Source organism: Thermocoleostomius sinensis A174 (genome assembly GCF_026802175.1).
GTDB classification, from domain to species: Bacteria; Cyanobacteriota; Cyanobacteriia; order Elainellales; family Elainellaceae; genus Thermocoleostomius; species Thermocoleostomius sinensis.
Map to the genome: position 1 here is coordinate 3,868,980 of NZ_CP113797.1, position 14,567 is coordinate 3,883,546.

The following is a 14,567-nucleotide window of genomic DNA, read 5'->3' on the forward strand; positions in this document are numbered from 1 at the left end:
CCCCTGTTAGTCTCTGTGCACTTGTCAAGGTTGTACAGATGCCGTTAATGAGACATCACTGGGCTTGTCTAAGCTGGAGATCTACCCATCAGCCAATACGTCAGCATCTCACCTTTCCCTTTCACCGCGATCGGGCCTCTGGCTTGAAATTCATAGGTTGCTTTCAGCAGTTCATAAGTAGCAGCGGAGACTTGAATCTTGCCAGGCTGCCCGTGAGATTCCATGCGGCTAGCAGTGTTGACTGTATCTCCCCATAAATCGTAGGCAAACTTTGTCGTGCCAATGACGCCTGCCCCAACTGCGCCTGTATGAATTCCAATCCGCATTGTCAGCAAGTTTGCATCTGGATAACTGGGGGGCAAAGCAATCTGGGTGATGGTTGCTTGCATGGCCAGCGCTAACTCTGCAATGGCAGCGGCATGATCACCCCTAGGAGTGGGTAACCCTCCAACCACCAGATACGAATCTCCGATCGTTTTAATTTTTTCAAGCTGATAATGTTCCACTAGGGCATCAAATTCAGAAAAAATTTGGTTGAGCAATGTCACTAGCTCGGTGGGCGTGAGGGCTGCTGATAGCTTGGTGAAGCCCACAATATCGGCAAACAAAACTGTTACTTCTGCAAAATTATCGGCAATGGTTTGCTGTCCTTGTTTAAGGCGATCGGCAATCGGTTTCGGTAACACATTCAGCAAGAGGCGTTCGGATTTTTCTTGCTCAATTTGAATTTGTTTCAGAAACGCTTGTTCTTGATCGCGTAACCGTTTCTTTTCTAAACAAGCGCTAATTCGAGCCTTTAATAATGTTTGATTAAAAGGTTTAAACAGGTAATCTTCAGCCCCCAATTCAATGCAGCGGATGACACTATCCATATCATCAATCGCAGAGATCATGATGACAGGAATATGTCGCAAAGTTGCATCAGCTTTGAGATATTCCAATACCTGATATCCGTTCAACTGCGGCATCATCACATCGAGCAAAACTAGATCAAACGGTTGCGATCGAATTTTGTCTAGGGCTTGTTGACCGTCGGCGGCCATCATAATAGTAAACCCTTGGCGCTGTAGCCGTCGCGATAACAGATCGCGGTTCATTTCATTATCGTCTACAACAAGTACTAGCCCCTGATTTAGCATAGTTTTTCAATGTTCTAGTCACCGCGATACCCTATCCCGCTTTATTGCCAATTTTGATGGAATGCAGTTAGTCTACAGAGTTCCCCGAATTGTGCATTGGGTAACTAGACGACGAACGGTTGTGAATAACTCTTCGCAACTGTAGGCTCCTTTCTCTAGGATGCAGTCTACCCGTCCTCGCAGCAATTGTTCATCGCGTTGTGTGATGTGTTTAGCCGTCACCACCACAACGGGTAACGATCGCCAAGCTTCCTGTTTTTGAAGTTCTGCCACAAAGTTAAATCCATCCATTTCGGGCAACATCAGATCAAGCAAGATTAACCCTGGTTGATGATGGTGGAGTTGATGAATGCCATCGCGTCCATTTTGAGCTTCAATCACAGACCAACCTTCGTCTTCAAGCATAGTGCGCACCATATCGCGAGTGACAAAATCATCTTCTACAACCAAGATGGGTGGCTTTGTAGAGGGTTGAAGCTCAACCCCAGTAGGGGCAACTTGCTGCACGGCAATGGGTCGCCGGGAGATGGATTGGTATGACACTTGCTGGTGTAAAACTTGCAATAACCGTGATCGATCGATCGGTTTGATCAAATAGTCTGCTGCACCCAAGGCATATCCAATCGGTTGATTATCAAAAATCGTCAACATAATCACCGGAATCGTTGCCAACTGTGGATCACTTTTCAATGCGGATAGCATAGTCCAACCGTCGATACTTGGCATTAACACATCAAGGGTAATGACACTCGGCTGTAGCTTTTTGGCTTGCTGTAATCCTTCTTGGGCACTATAAGCGCTTTCGATGTGGAAGCCTTCTCGATCGAGAAAACGATGCATCAAAGCATGAACGGTTGGATCATCATCAATGACTAAGATAGTTGAAAGAGTTTTAGAAGGGGTTTTAGAATCGGTCGTATTTGCAGTAGAACATGGGGAAGCAAGTCTGGAAAACGGTTGTGAGTCAATTTTTGACAAATTTGATGACTGTTTGGAAGGTTGCACAATCGTCGGCAGTTGCATGGTAAAACAGCTTCCTTGTCCAAGTTCACTTTCGACGCGAATCTCTCCTCCCATTAGATGACAATATTGCTGAGTAATAGCTAATCCTAGCCCTGTACCTCCATACTTGCGCGTGGTTGATGCATCAGCTTGAATAAACGCTTCAAATATTCGCTCTACCTGTTCTGGCGTCATGCCGATACCCGTGTCAGAAACTTGAAAAAGCGTCAGTGATGTATCTTTCTTGACCTCATTTTTGTTGTTATCTCTATCTGGAGTTGAATCGTTTTGAACCGATTGAACCGTAAGTGTAATCGTTCCATTTTCTGTGAATTTGCAGGCATTACTTAACAGATTCAGCAGGTTTTGCCGGATCTTAGTTAAATCAGCGTGCATTGTTCCCAAATTCGGTGCACAGTTCAACACCAATGTATTTTGATTGGCCGCTGCCAGTGGTTCGATCGTGCCAATAATTTCCTGAATTGCTGGCAAAATCTCAAACGTTTCTAAATACAAGTCCATGCGCCCTGCTTCAATTTTGGATAGATCCAGAATGTCATTAATGAGTGTCAGTAAATGTTTGCCAGCCCCATGAATCTTTTTGAGGTCAGAGATGAAACTGTCTTGGGCTAGATCGATCGCTTCTTCTTGCAACATTTCGCTATAGCCGATGATGGCATTGAGCGGTGTACGTAATTCATGACTCATGTTCGCCAAAAATTGGCTTTTGGCTTGATTAGCCTGCTCAGCAGCTTCTTTAGCGGTTTTCAATTCTTCAGCCTGTTTTCGTTCAGTAATGTCGCGCAGGTTGAGAATGATCCCAGCAATGGCCGGATCATGCAGCAGATTGTTGCTGATGGCTTCCATGATTACCCAGGTGCCACTGCGGTGCCGAAACTGAAGCTCAAACGGCAATCCTACTCCTTCCTGCAACTGTTGATGCAACGCGGCTTGCACCGTTGCCACAGAATTGGGGTGAACAAAATCAAATAAGGAATGTTCCCAAAAGTCAGACAAGGAATAGCCCAAAATGGTTGTAAACGAGGGGCTACCGTATTCGACATTGCCTTGCCGATCCAAAATTAAAACAATATCAGAGGAGTATTCAATCAACGATCGGAAATAGGCTTCGCTGCGATGTAGGGCTTCTTTGGCATCCCGTAACCCCTGTTCTCGTTCGTGCACCTTATGCATCATGCGCTGGAACATTTGGGCTAACAAACCGAGTTCATCTTGACGAGTGGTGGCCGAGGCAAGGTGGCGGGGGTCAAATTGATCGCGCTCAACAGCCGCGGCAGCCGCGGTCAAATCAGCCAGGGGTTGAGTGACCTTGCGCGCCAATATAAAAGATGCTAGCAATCCAACGGCAAAGACCAGCCCTGTCATGAGCGCTGTTTGTTCTAACCCGTTAATGATAGCGTCGCGCAAATGCTGGGTTGATAGATACAACAGCGTTGCTCCACTGACCCGATCGCGTTCATCAAACATTGGCACAATGACCTTAAGCAACAGCTTGTCTCGATAGCTCAACGTTTTGCCCTGCTCGATCGCGGTGCGCAGATTGACCAAATCCGTTGGATGATCTAGGCTGGCGGTACCGTGAAACCCAGATGTAACACTGCGAGCCAAGTTCTTTAAATCTCGATCGACAATGCGAACCGCTATGATGGTTTCGCCATCCACGAGTTCATTCACCAAGCGAACAACGCCTATTTGTTGCTGCAAACGCGCCAATATGTTCACTTCCTCCCCTACTTGAACAATGCGAGGTTGATCGACACCGCTAACGCCCACATACTTAAAGATCCGATTGTCCACCTCACGCTGACGCGCCTCTTGCGTTACCACAGTCTCACCCCTTAGTAAGGGCCAGAAGGCACTAGCTTGGGGTTGCTTCACGGGATCAGGGTCAAATTTGAAGTCAATCTCTGGATCAGTGCGGAGATAGGCATGGCCGTGCTCATCTGTCACCCACACTTCATCAATCACCGTCTGTTCAGCGATAGCTCGCAGGTGAGCATTTATTTCTTCCGACGAGCGCCCGGCTGCTTCGGCCACAGCAATGAAACGACTGACAATCGCCGCCTGCGCCACCATTTGTTCACCAATAGCTTCATCCACGTCATGGGGAACCCGATCGGAAAATCGCGCCATGCGAGCCAAAAATTGCGCCACCAAAATGCCATTCGCTTCGGTTTGTTTTAGGATGGCTTGCCGTACCCCTAGTACAATCATTGTTGTGGTTAGCATCACGGTTCCTGCCAGCAAAGAGGTAATCATTAGCAGGATGCGAATTCGCAGTTTCATAAGGAGATCCAGAAGAAAGAGCACGTAGCGAAAGCGAACGGAAAAATGTTCGGAATATTAGAGGAGGTCTGTGCTACTGGAGAGCGCCCCAACTCAGGACTAACTCGCCAACTCTTTGATGAACAAGCAAGCACCAACTAGCAATTGCCCGTGCAGCCAGGAATGATTCTGATTCTATAGTTCCCATCTGGCATAACCGAGCAACAGCCATCACGTCGATCGTCTGAAGTGACCCTCAATCGACCGTGCTTTAGATGTTGGATTCAGCCTTAGATTCTAGAGCCTGATCCAAATTCCTATGTCAGTAGTTCTCCACGCAAAACGGTAATGGCCTGCCCTGCCAAAATCACCCGATCGCCCTCGCAGCGCACCTTAATGATCCCCCCCCTTGGCGATGCTTGATAGGCCAAAAATTCCGTTTGATTGAGCCGATCGCGCCAAAATGGGCCTAGACAACAGTGGGCCGATCCAGTAACCGGATCTTCATTCACGCCGATTGCAGGTGCAAAGAAACGCGAAACAAAGTCATAGTCTGACTGGTCGCCCACACTGGTGACAATCACTCCGTGAACAGGTAATTCGCTGAGCAGGCTAAAGTTTGGCTGCACTTGGCGAACGCAAGCTTCAGAGTCTACTTCAACCAAATAGCCAAGCGAATTGATATAAACTTCCCGAATGGGTACATTCAGGGCTTTGATCAATGTTGGTAGAATCCTGGCATCTTGGGACGGTGTAGCCGGAAAGTTTAACTCAATCCAACCTGCTTGATGTTTTGCTGTCAGCAGACCACTGCGTGTATAAAATCGAGCTTCTTGATCGATCGGTAAATGCCCTTCCGACCACAATACATGGGCACTAGCTAGCGTCGCATGTCCACACAAATCGACTTCTACTTTTGGCGTGAACCAGCGTAGCTCAAACCCATCTTCTTGTTTTGACACAAAGGCCGTTTCAGATAGGTTCATTTCCTGGGCTACCTGTTGCATCCAGCCATCTGTTTGAGGCGTTGGCATGATGCAGACAGCCGCTGGATTTCCTGCAAAAGGCTTGGATGTGAATGCGTCAACCTGAACGATCGATAGCCCCATAGTGTCCTAGCAGAGAGTGCATATTTTAATAACGATGAAGGGTGATTTAGGGAGCGAGAGGGATGGGGGAGTTGAAGATTAGAGGTTATTCGACTCATCCATGCGATCGACTCATCCACCTCTGTACATCCCTCTCATCCTACCCTGTAGCTGACACAATCACGACGCGCTGACAAGACGACCGTATTACGGCTGTAAAATTACGGCTGTACAATCACCGTTGTTCCCACATCTGCCCAGCCAAACAACCACGCCGCTTGATCCACGGGAAGATTGATACAACCGCTGCTGACTGGCGAGCCAAACTGCTCATGCCAGTAAGCTCCGTGAATGGCGTAACTGCCGGAATAAAACATTGCATAGGGAACATTGGGGATATCGTAATTCTCCCCTTGCATCCATGCTCTTTCCGACTTCTGCTGAATAGCAAAGATGCCGATCGGTGTTGGTTCATCCGATCGTCCCGTTGACACAGAGGCCGAGTAAACCAGCGTGTCACCTTCCCAAGCATTGAGTTGTTGATTCGAGAGATTGATGACAATCCAACGCGCATCCGATTGCTTCAAGTCGTCAATTTGGGCAGCAATAGCCCTTTCTCGGGGTGAAAGGAACGCTTCTTGGGCAAAGACGACGGTCGATCGCACTGTTAATAGTGCAGATGCAGACCAGCATAAGCCGATCAAAGTAGCAAACGACGCTCCCTGTCTCAACGATTTCATAATAAATTGAACTCGCTTTGCGCCTCCGATAGCTTTCACTGTTGTAAAACTCCTACCAGTCACTTCAATAACACAGTTGAAACAGCGCGACAATTTCTAGAAACGCTACATATAGCGTTTTCTGTGAGGTTGTCACACAAATCGTATTAATTCTAGAAGTTTTATGGCGGCTTTGAATCCGCAAACCACCTATTTTCTGTAAAGAAACAATAAAGATTCAGCCCAGCTAGTTGGCATATTAAAAAGTGTTGCGCCAGTTGGCAGATTTGCTCTTCGTCTCCAAGAGCATTGCTCTACGGTAGTAGGATGGCAGTATTGCTGTGCGTGGCTGAAGGTATTCTATGCGCTCATTCTGGGTTGATCCTTATCTCTGGATTCACTTAGTTGGTATTGCTGCCGTCCCCATTTTTCTAGAGTTTTGCCTGTTGGGATTGTCACTCGGCGAACCGCTCTTTCCTGTATGGTTTGAGCTTTTGTTCGTAGGAACGATCGGCATTTTGCCGATTCTTTGGATGCAATGGCAGCGCCCATTTTCGATATTCAGCTTGCTGGTGCTGGCCCTCAAACCTACCCATCTCACCGAAGATCAGCGCCGGATTTTGGCTCTATTTAAGGCTCCTCTGAATCGGGTACTGGCAGTGCTGGTTGCGGTTGGCATGACTTGGGGATTGTGGCAGCTTTACCAGCTTGCACCAGCGGTTTCTCCAAATTTATTTCCTGGAATTGCACGGGGTACAGCCTTGCTAATTGCTGCCCTCGCTTTCTTTGGGGCTAATTTGTTTCTCCAAATTCCCATCAGCGTGTTAGGTGTCTTGTGGACAAGCAATAGCCAATTCGCGGCCACGACTCCCTATCCAGTTGAGCACATTCGCCAAAGCTTCACAATTCCAGGCATTCGAGTTGGAGCGATCGTGCCACCGCTGTTTTCAGAACCAGTTCAAGCCACAGTTTCTACATCTCCACCACCTCCCACCGTTGCCCCACTCTCTAGCACGCCATCGGCGACCGCCGCCGTTGCAACCCCTAGCCCAGCAGCGTTAGAGGAAGATGACTTTGAGGATGAAGAGTTCAACACGGGTGTCGAGGATGCGATTGAACCCTCTGATGTAGATGTAAATGTATCAGATGCTACCCCAAACGCTGAACTCAGCGCCCCAGCCGATATCAGCCCAACGGATGAATTTATTGATGCAGACGCTCCGATTGCAGCAGAATTTGTGACCGATGCGGCAATTGCTGATTCTGTAGACGCAATTGAAACAACCGATCTTGAAACGGCAAGAGACACTATTGAAATAGAACCCACGCCAGATGCCAACGAAACGGCAGAAAGTTCCGACGATGTGACTGCTAGCGCTGGTACAGTAACCGACGAGTCAGGAGTAGAGCGACCTCCATCTTTCGACTCAACTCAAGTTGAGCCTCCCTTGCCTGATCCATCAACACCGACAACGCTGTTACGAGAGTCGGAACCCTTGCGTCTGACTGAATCGGCTGATGTTGCTGAAGAAATACCAATCGCAGAATCCGTTGTAGAACGCCTTGTCAGCCCTGAAGGCTTGCAGGAAGACGCTATGATAACGGAGACAACGGGGGGCGCTTCAGAGTTTGATCCCGGCTTTGATCCCAATTTTGGGGATTCCACCTTCGCTCAAGAGTTCCAGCCCGAACAGTCTGATGCCATCGATCGCACCTTAGATCCAGAGGACTCTGTAACCAGTAGCGCAGGTAATAGGGCTGAATCGCTCGACCCACCGCCTGATCTAGTTGAAGATGCAACTCTTAGCGAAACGATCGAAGGGCACGATGAAGAAGAAATAGCCGATCGATGAGGTTGGCGGCTCGGCGATTTCAATGCCTAATTTCACCGCTAAAGCCGCCAGCGATCGATATCTAAATCGGTCATTTTAATCGGCATCTGCCCCACGATACTTAAAAACTCTTGAGCATCAATTTTGCGCTGCTTCAAAAGTTCGTGCAGGACGCGGCTAAGAGCGATACAGGCAGTTTCTAGCCCTTGATGGTCGAAATTGTCTTGGAGCATTGCAGATCTCCTAAAGGAACGATTGGCAAGCAATCTTCATTGATCTTTACCAACACCATTTCGCTACATCCGTACAAATTTGTCAGCAAATTTTTGTCAGCAAATCGGTTCCTAGTCATCACACACCAGTTATCACACAATAGAGCAAAGAACCGTCGCGATAGACTATAGTAACCCACCCGTAGTGACATAGAAACTACTCTGTCACATGACTGTCACATTGACCCAGCATAATAGAACTATCGAATTCTACTTGAATATCTATCTACCTATGTCTGGTAATGGTTCACTTCACAAATTGATTGCTAATGTGTCTTTGTTAGCAACCACCATAATCGGTGGTGGATTTGTAGAACCAGCGTTGTCTGTTCCAGCTTCACAGTCAGGTTTGCAGCCTGTCCCCCAAGTGATGCAAATTGGTGGATCTCAGGCTATTCAGAAATCAGAAGATTCAGTGAATGGCCTAGCTGTGATTGGCATCGCCCTCGCTGGCAGTGCAGCGATCGGGTTAGGATTAAGTGCAATCGTAGACCGCAAGCGTCCTACTAAGCTAATGTGGAGCACTTCGACCGGAAGAACGATGCCCCCTCAGCATCCAGTAGTAGTTTTGATCAGATGAGTTCCAGTCTTCAGCGAAAACTACTACGACTGCTGCACGACGATCGCGGGGCCGCCCAACGCCTGTTTGCGCACACCCGGTTGAAATATCCTGGCAAGTCGCCTAACTGGTACGCTGAAAAGATTATTTATGACCTAGAGCGCGATCGCGGGAAGTACTAGCATTTTCCCTTAGCCCACCACTTGCGACCAGGTTGAAAGGACAAATACTGCCATTGCCAAAACGGCTAGTAATCCTTCAATCAATTTCCCGACGATCGACCCGACAACAATACCGATCGCTGACTTTGCCGCTACCTTCAGGTTGAGATCGCGACGATACAATAATTCGCCGATGATGGCACCCAACAGTGGTCCAATTAACAAGCCCAGTAATGGCCCGCCAAAGGGCAAAGCTGGCAGAAGCCCAAACACTCCTAATAGAAGCCCAACAATAGCGCCAATTTGCCCCCACTGGCTGCCTCCTGCCTGTTTGACGCCCCAATAAGCAGCCAAAAAGTCGATGCCAATACTAGCAGCAAACACGAGCAGCGCCACTGTCAAAGGGATACCTAACCCAGCAAAGCCCTGGGTAAAGCCCCAAACAATAATGCCAATCACAATCAAAATTGACCCTGGAATCCCTGGAACGAATGCTCCAATCACCCCAATTGCCATCAGTGCAACTAAAAACCAGTAGAGTGTCACCATTGTTGTCTCGCGATAAAAGTTTCAATAAAGACCATTTCAATACAATCGATGGCGTAGCATTTATGCTAGCGGCAGAAAATAGCCGATTCTATTGCAATTTAGAGTTGCCTAATTTCCTACACTGGTTGCGCTTGCCTCAGCGTTATCTCTAGTTTATCGGCAATGCCAGCAATCCAGTTCTCGTCTTGTTTGGTGTAACTGCGAGGGGCATTGGCTGCCAAAATTAATACCCCTTGGCTGCCAATCGGCTGACAAATCACGCCCTGCGTATTTTCCGGTAAGTAGTTAAACTCGATTTTGCCTGGATACAGATTGAGATTCACCAAATAGACGGGGCGTTGTGTTGTGAGCACCCGCTGTACAATTGCACCTGGTTGAACCTCAACCGCTGGTCCCAAAATGCCGCGTCGTAGCAGGACATGACCGTCATACCAGAGGACGATCGATTTTGTCACCGTATTTGTTAACAGCAAATGGGTGGCCCAAGCGAGTTCGGTTTTGACCCCTTCGGATAGGTCCGGAGCTAGCTCGAACCCTTCTTCTCCGGCTAATATCACAGCATCCGGCGGTGTTGGTTGAATGCGCTGCCACAGCAACCCAGTCAAAATCAAGAGCGCACTTAAGATCACCCCCAGCACATCTGAACGGGCTTGAGAGTCAGTTAAGACGGGCGTCAGCAGGCGATTAATCAGCAGAAGGGTTCCAGCTAATATTCCCGCTACGATTGGCAACTGCCGCAACACTTGATTTTGATCTGGTTTTGCCATTGTTCAATTGCCCTGGATGCGATTACCGCTATGTCGATCTTGACACAAAGCTTGCGCTTCACCCTGACCATTCCAGCAATCGTGTGTACGATATCTAGAGGAATGGTTTGAATTGCTCTGTAAAAATCCTTAAAAAGGAGCAGTCGTGTGGATCTACTCAGTAGTCTACTTTCGTTGTTTCTGGGTGGGCCGCCCAACGTTGGAGCGCAGTCTGTGAATTGGTCAGGGGTAATCAGCGAAGCCACGATCGACTCGCTAATTATGGAAGTAGCAGACCCCGATCCGATGGCCACAATAGCCGTGCAGCAACATCTAGAGGCACTTGCAAGCCAAGGGCTATCGAGCGAGCGGCAGGGAGTTTGGCTGCGGATAGGAGATCAGGTTGTGGCAGAAAATATGGGAACGGTACCCCTACCAGCGGCCTCTCTGACCAAAATTCCCACCACGCTAGTGGCCCTGGCAACTTGGGGTCCGGATCACCAGTTTGAAACCATTGTTAGTACGACTGGAGCCATCGAAGCCGGAGTGTTGCAAGGGAATTTAATTGTGCATAGTGAAAGCGACCCCTTCTTTGTGTGGGAAGAAGCGATCGCCTTAGGAAATGCATTAAATCAAGCCGGGATTCAACAGATAGCAGGTGATTTGGTGATTTCTGGTAACTTTGCCATGAACTTTGAAACCGATCCGATCACTGCTGGAACGTTTCTAAAGCAGGGGTTCGATTCTAACCTGTGGACGGACGAAGTAGAAGCACAATATCAACAGTTGCCACCTGCTACACCCCGTCCTCGCCTTGCTTTGGCTGGAACTGTGCGCCTTGCTACTGCCGCCGATCGCGAGCGTTCAACGCCGATTGTGAAACATCAATCGCTGCCGTTGATTAATATATTGCGAGGAATGAATATTTACAGCAATAACATTATTGCTGAGATGTTATCTGACATCTTAGGAGGGGCTGCCGCCCTAGCCGAGCAGGCCGCTACCATCGCTAACGTACCACCCGAAGAAATTCAGTTAATCAACGGATCGGGACTTGGTGAGGAAAACCGGATTTCACCTAGGGCGGTTACCTCGATGCTGGTCTCAATTCAAAAATATCTGCAACCGCGACAAATGTCGATCGCAGATGTGTTTCCAGTCATCGGACGAGATGGCGGCACGCTAAATGGGCGCAACATTCCACAAGGAGCCGTTTTAAAAACAGGAACGCTGAATGCCGTCAGTTCCCTAGCAGGTGTGATTCCAACTCGCAATCGTGGCCTAGTGTGGTTCACAATCATTAACTTAGGGGCGGGCGATCTTCAGTTCTTTCACGATCAACAGGACTTTCTGCTGCAAAAGCTGCAAACCGCCTGGGGCGTCGCCGCGGTCGTACCGCCTACGATTACCCCTAACCCTGCCCGACTCAGAACCTTCCAGTTAGGAGCCGCCGATCGCAATCAGCGAATTTAGTTCCATCCTAAGGCAGGGCTTTATTGCTGATGGGGGGTGAATGGGTAATGAGTAATAGGACTACCATTTCCCATCACCCACTACCCAGTTCCGACCTTTATTACACCGCTGCGAAGAATTCCTTCGACTTCACCGGGTCAGGATTCATCGTGGCATCGCCAGGTTTCCAGTTAGCGGGGCAAACTTCATCGGGATGCGACTGCACATATTGAATCGCTTGCAGGGTGCGCAGCGTTTCGTCTACACTCCGACCAAAGGCTAAGTTGTTCACCGTTGAGTGCTGAATTACACCATCTTTATCAATGATGAACAGACCTCGCAGGGCTACACCTGCTTCTGGGTCAAGAACATTGTATGCGGTGCTAATTTCTTTTTTGATGTCAGAAACCAGCGGATAGCTAAGATCGCCAACACCGCCCGATTTCCGATCGGTTTGAACCCAGGCTAAGTGCGAGAATTCGCTGTCTACCGATACGCCCAAAACTTCGGTGTTGATCGCTTTGAATTCTTCGTAACGATCGCTAAAGGCAGTAATTTCGGTTGGGCAAACGAACGTGAAGTCTAGCGGGTAGAAAAATAGCACCACGTACTTGCCACGATAGTCAGACAGCTTGATCGTCTTAAATTCTTGATCGTATACAGCGGTTGCTGTGAAATCTGGTGCAGATTGACCAACCCGAAGACAACCTTCAGTCGCGTAAGCCATGAACGACACTCCTTAAATATGCAACTTGCGTCTACTTGATTTCGTTCGTTTTGATTCGTTCTGTACTTGCTGATTGGACCGAGGGATTAAGCCAAGCGTTGGAAAGCACGCGAACCCCTTGCCAATTCATAAATTACGAACTGTTACAACTATATCATACTCATAACGATTTTGAGTAGGGGTTCCAAGTTGCTACGACAAATGTCTGCCTGCTTAACGTAACATCAATGACTTACATGATGCGTTCAATAACGCCATTTTGTCCCCCTTACATGCCCATAATTTCATAGCCAGCGTCAACGTACAAAATTTGTCCGGTGATGCCGCTTGCGAGATCGCTGCACAAAAACGCGGCTGTATTTCCAACTTCACCTTGAGTGACCGTCCGACGCAACGGTGCAACCGTCTCTACATGGTGGATCATATCCAAAATACCGCCTACTGCCGACGACGCCAATGTGCGAATGGGCCCTGCTGAAATGCCGTTGACTCGCACCTGTTGCGGTCCTAACTCAGAAGCCAAATAGCGTACATTCATTTCTAATGCGGCTTTGGCGATCCCCATCGTGTTGTAGTTAGGAATGACCCGCACGCCTCCCAAATAAGTCAGCGTCACAATGCTGCCTCCTTCAGTCATCAGGGGTTTGGCAGCACGGCTAAGACTAATCAATGAATAGGCACTGATCTCGATCGCTTGCGTGAAATCTTGACGAGAGACGCTGCTAAAGTCACCACTGAGGGACTCTTTGCTGGCAAATGCCAAGCAGTGAATTAAGCAATCCAATCGTCCCCATTTTTCGCGGATCGCCTCAAAGGTGGCTTGAATCTGTGCTTCATTTTGGACATCGCAAGGCAAAAACAAGGTCGGTTGCAGTGGCTCAACCAACTCGGCCACTTTCTTTTCAAACCGTCCCTTTTCGTCGGGTAGATACGTTACCCCAAGATTGGCGCCAGCTTTATGAAGTTGTTGTGCAATGCCCCAGGCGATCGATCGGTTATTGGCAATGCCCGTTACTAGGGCGTTTTTTCCGGTCAAGTCCAGCATGTCATGTTACTCATTGCAAGGTTTAGCAATAGGAGAATACTGAAAAATGGGGACGGAAGGCTAGCGAGGAGAGGGTGGGGAGTAGAGAGTCGGGAGTCGGGGAGAGGAATTCACCTCATCTACTCATTTACTTGTCTGCTCTCTTTTGCTCCTATCTTTTCAAAGTTCTGGTTTTTGCTCTAGGTAGGTGTCTAGGTCAAGGGCGGCTAGTCGTTCGTAAGCACGATCGATGTAGCGTTGTCCGCGCAAAAAGCCGGTGTTGGCTCCGGGGCACAGATAATGCAACGTTTCGGGAGAGAATCGATCGCGCAAGTATTGTACGCTGTTAAGTTGTCTGCGCCAGTGAAACGTTTTGCCGATACGAAGTGGAACTGGATTGCCTTGCTGATTAGGCAAGAGGTGTCGCCCGGTGAACAGAACCCCACCTTGATCGCAATGATAGAGACAGGACGAGCCAGGAGTATGGCCAGGAGTCCAAATGGCTTGACTGGTGGGGCTAAGCGTAAAGTCATGCTGGAATCGGCTAACCTCTATGCCAGGGAGTAGGTACGCTTCTTGCTCTTGAATTAGAATTTGACAGTTGAGAGTTTGCTGTATCTCCTTAACATTGGCGATCGCGGTGCGATGGGTCAAAAATAACCAACGGACGCCGTGCTGCTGCAAAAACGATCGATTGGGTTCGTCCCAGACTGGACAATCAATCAGGATATTTCCTAAGTTTTCTAAAATAAAGTAAGACGTGCCTCCCATTGTGTCGCGATTTGGGGGAAAGGCAAATATTGTATTAAAAACGGGACGGGGGTTTTTGGGCGGAGTTTGCTGCATTCGCGTGTATGAAGGCTTTCAGCGGACTGATTGAAGAGGGTATCCTGGAGATCTACCCACTGTAGGTATGAGTGTGGTTTTTTATTAAGGGTTGTTTCTGGAAGGGCGGTTTGTCGAAGGATTGTTGATTGCTTCGCTGGCCGACTATGATTGACCGATTTGATG

The 14,567-nt window shown here is 48.5% G+C and carries 14 protein-coding genes; 4 read left to right on the forward strand and 10 right to left on the reverse strand.

Going from position 1 to position 14,567, the window contains the following annotated elements; all coding sequences use genetic code 11:
* Nucleotides 1–68 precede the first annotated feature (68 nt).
* The 4 genes from OXH18_RS16780 to OXH18_RS16795 form a co-directional block, all read right to left on the reverse strand.
* Entirely contained in the window at nt 69–1,139 is a 1,071-nt protein-coding gene (locus OXH18_RS16780) for an adenylate/guanylate cyclase domain-containing protein (RefSeq protein WP_268608253.1), read from the reverse strand.
* Nucleotides 1,140–1,211: 72 nt separating this feature from the next.
* Complete coding sequence (locus tag OXH18_RS16785; RefSeq protein WP_268608254.1) at nt 1,212–4,448, reverse strand: response regulator; 3,237 nt, start codon at nt 4,446–4,448, stop codon at nt 1,212–1,214.
* 296 nt (nt 4,449–4,744) lie between these two features.
* Complete coding sequence (locus tag OXH18_RS16790) at nt 4,745–5,536, reverse strand: PhzF family phenazine biosynthesis protein (protein ID WP_268608255.1); 792 nt, start codon at nt 5,534–5,536, stop codon at nt 4,745–4,747.
* A gap of 200 nt (nt 5,537–5,736) precedes the next feature.
* On the reverse strand, nt 5,737–6,255 hold the full coding sequence (locus tag OXH18_RS16795) for a L,D-transpeptidase (RefSeq protein ID WP_268608256.1): 519 nt from the start codon (nt 6,253–6,255) through the stop codon (nt 5,737–5,739).
* 341 nt (nt 6,256–6,596) lie between these two features.
* Here OXH18_RS16795 and OXH18_RS16800 point away from each other — a divergent pair, with 341 nt between their 5' ends.
* Nucleotides 6,597–8,087, forward strand: coding sequence for a low-complexity tail membrane protein (locus tag OXH18_RS16800; RefSeq protein WP_268608257.1), 1,491 nt, complete (start codon nt 6,597–6,599; stop codon nt 8,085–8,087).
* Nucleotides 8,088–8,125: 38 nt separating this feature from the next.
* On the opposite strand, the gene OXH18_RS16805 is transcribed toward OXH18_RS16800, so the two are convergent.
* Nucleotides 8,126–8,299: a hypothetical protein gene (locus OXH18_RS16805; protein ID WP_268608258.1), complete on the reverse strand. Its 174-nt coding sequence runs from the start codon at nt 8,297–8,299 to the stop codon at nt 8,126–8,128.
* Between the two features lie 271 nt (nt 8,300–8,570).
* On the opposite strand from OXH18_RS16805, the gene OXH18_RS16810 reads away from it, so the two are divergent.
* Together OXH18_RS16810 and OXH18_RS16815 are read left to right on the forward strand one after the other, a co-directional pair.
* Nucleotides 8,571–8,918 (forward strand): hypothetical protein, encoded by a 348-nt coding sequence (locus tag OXH18_RS16810; protein ID WP_268608259.1) that lies wholly within the window; start codon nt 8,571–8,573, stop codon nt 8,916–8,918.
* Nucleotides 8,915–9,079 (forward strand): hypothetical protein, encoded by a 165-nt coding sequence (locus tag OXH18_RS16815; RefSeq protein ID WP_268608260.1) that lies wholly within the window; start codon nt 8,915–8,917, stop codon nt 9,077–9,079. The genes OXH18_RS16810 and OXH18_RS16815 overlap by 4 nt, the downstream gene beginning before the upstream one ends.
* Nucleotides 9,080–9,088: 9 nt before the next feature.
* Here the strand turns inward: OXH18_RS16815 and OXH18_RS16820 are convergent, their stop codons facing one another.
* Both OXH18_RS16820 and OXH18_RS16825 read right to left on the reverse strand, forming a co-directional pair.
* On the reverse strand, nt 9,089–9,607 hold the full coding sequence (locus OXH18_RS16820; protein ID WP_268608261.1) for a DUF456 domain-containing protein: 519 nt from the start codon (nt 9,605–9,607) through the stop codon (nt 9,089–9,091).
* A 116-nt stretch (nt 9,608–9,723) separates the two neighbouring features.
* On the reverse strand, nt 9,724–10,374 hold the full coding sequence (locus tag OXH18_RS16825; protein ID WP_268608262.1) for a cofactor assembly of complex C subunit B: 651 nt from the start codon (nt 10,372–10,374) through the stop codon (nt 9,724–9,726).
* Nucleotides 10,375–10,521: 147 nt separating this feature from the next.
* Here OXH18_RS16825 and OXH18_RS16830 point away from each other — a divergent pair, with 147 nt between their 5' ends.
* Complete coding sequence (locus OXH18_RS16830; RefSeq protein WP_268608263.1) at nt 10,522–11,826, forward strand: D-alanyl-D-alanine carboxypeptidase; 1,305 nt, start codon at nt 10,522–10,524, stop codon at nt 11,824–11,826.
* 100 nt (nt 11,827–11,926) lie between these two features.
* Here OXH18_RS16830 and OXH18_RS16835 read toward each other — a convergent pair whose 3' ends face one another.
* The 3 genes from OXH18_RS16835 to OXH18_RS16845 form a co-directional block, all read right to left on the reverse strand.
* Nucleotides 11,927–12,532, reverse strand: coding sequence for a peroxiredoxin (locus tag OXH18_RS16835; protein ID WP_268608264.1), 606 nt, complete (start codon nt 12,530–12,532; stop codon nt 11,927–11,929).
* A 268-nt stretch (nt 12,533–12,800) separates the two neighbouring features.
* Nucleotides 12,801–13,577 (reverse strand): enoyl-ACP reductase FabI, encoded by a 777-nt coding sequence (gene fabI, locus OXH18_RS16840; RefSeq protein WP_268608265.1) that lies wholly within the window; start codon nt 13,575–13,577, stop codon nt 12,801–12,803.
* Between the two features lie 159 nt (nt 13,578–13,736).
* Complete coding sequence (locus OXH18_RS16845; protein ID WP_268608266.1) at nt 13,737–14,402, reverse strand: MBL fold metallo-hydrolase; 666 nt, start codon at nt 14,400–14,402, stop codon at nt 13,737–13,739.
* Nucleotides 14,403–14,567: the final 165 nt, after the last annotated feature.

Coding starts and splice junctions, on each gene's coding strand:
- OXH18_RS16795 (WP_268608256.1), bottom strand. CDS start 6,255: ATGAAATCGTTGAGACAGGGAGCGTCGTTTGCTACTTTGATCGGCTTA.
- OXH18_RS16825 (WP_268608262.1), bottom strand. CDS start 10,374: ATGGCAAAACCAGATCAAAATCAAGTGTTGCGGCAGTTGCCAATCGTA.
- fabI (WP_268608265.1), bottom strand. CDS start 13,577: ATGCTGGACTTGACCGGAAAAAACGCCCTAGTAACGGGCATTGCCAAT.
- OXH18_RS16820 (WP_268608261.1), bottom strand. CDS start 9,607: ATGGTGACACTCTACTGGTTTTTAGTTGCACTGATGGCAATTGGGGTG.
- OXH18_RS16815 (WP_268608260.1), top strand. CDS start 8,915: ATGAGTTCCAGTCTTCAGCGAAAACTACTACGACTGCTGCACGACGAT.
- OXH18_RS16800 (WP_268608257.1), top strand. CDS start 6,597: ATGCGCTCATTCTGGGTTGATCCTTATCTCTGGATTCACTTAGTTGGT.
- OXH18_RS16785 (WP_268608254.1), bottom strand. CDS start 4,448: ATGAAACTGCGAATTCGCATCCTGCTAATGATTACCTCTTTGCTGGCA.
- OXH18_RS16805 (WP_268608258.1), bottom strand. CDS start 8,299: ATGCTCCAAGACAATTTCGACCATCAAGGGCTAGAAACTGCCTGTATC.
- OXH18_RS16835 (WP_268608264.1), bottom strand. CDS start 12,532: ATGGCTTACGCGACTGAAGGTTGTCTTCGGGTTGGTCAATCTGCACCA.
- OXH18_RS16790 (WP_268608255.1), bottom strand. CDS start 5,536: ATGGGGCTATCGATCGTTCAGGTTGACGCATTCACATCCAAGCCTTTT.
- OXH18_RS16810 (WP_268608259.1), top strand. CDS start 8,571: ATGTCTGGTAATGGTTCACTTCACAAATTGATTGCTAATGTGTCTTTG.
- OXH18_RS16780 (WP_268608253.1), bottom strand. CDS start 1,139: ATGCTAAATCAGGGGCTAGTACTTGTTGTAGACGATAATGAAATGAAC.
- OXH18_RS16845 (WP_268608266.1), bottom strand. CDS start 14,402: ATGCAGCAAACTCCGCCCAAAAACCCCCGTCCCGTTTTTAATACAATA.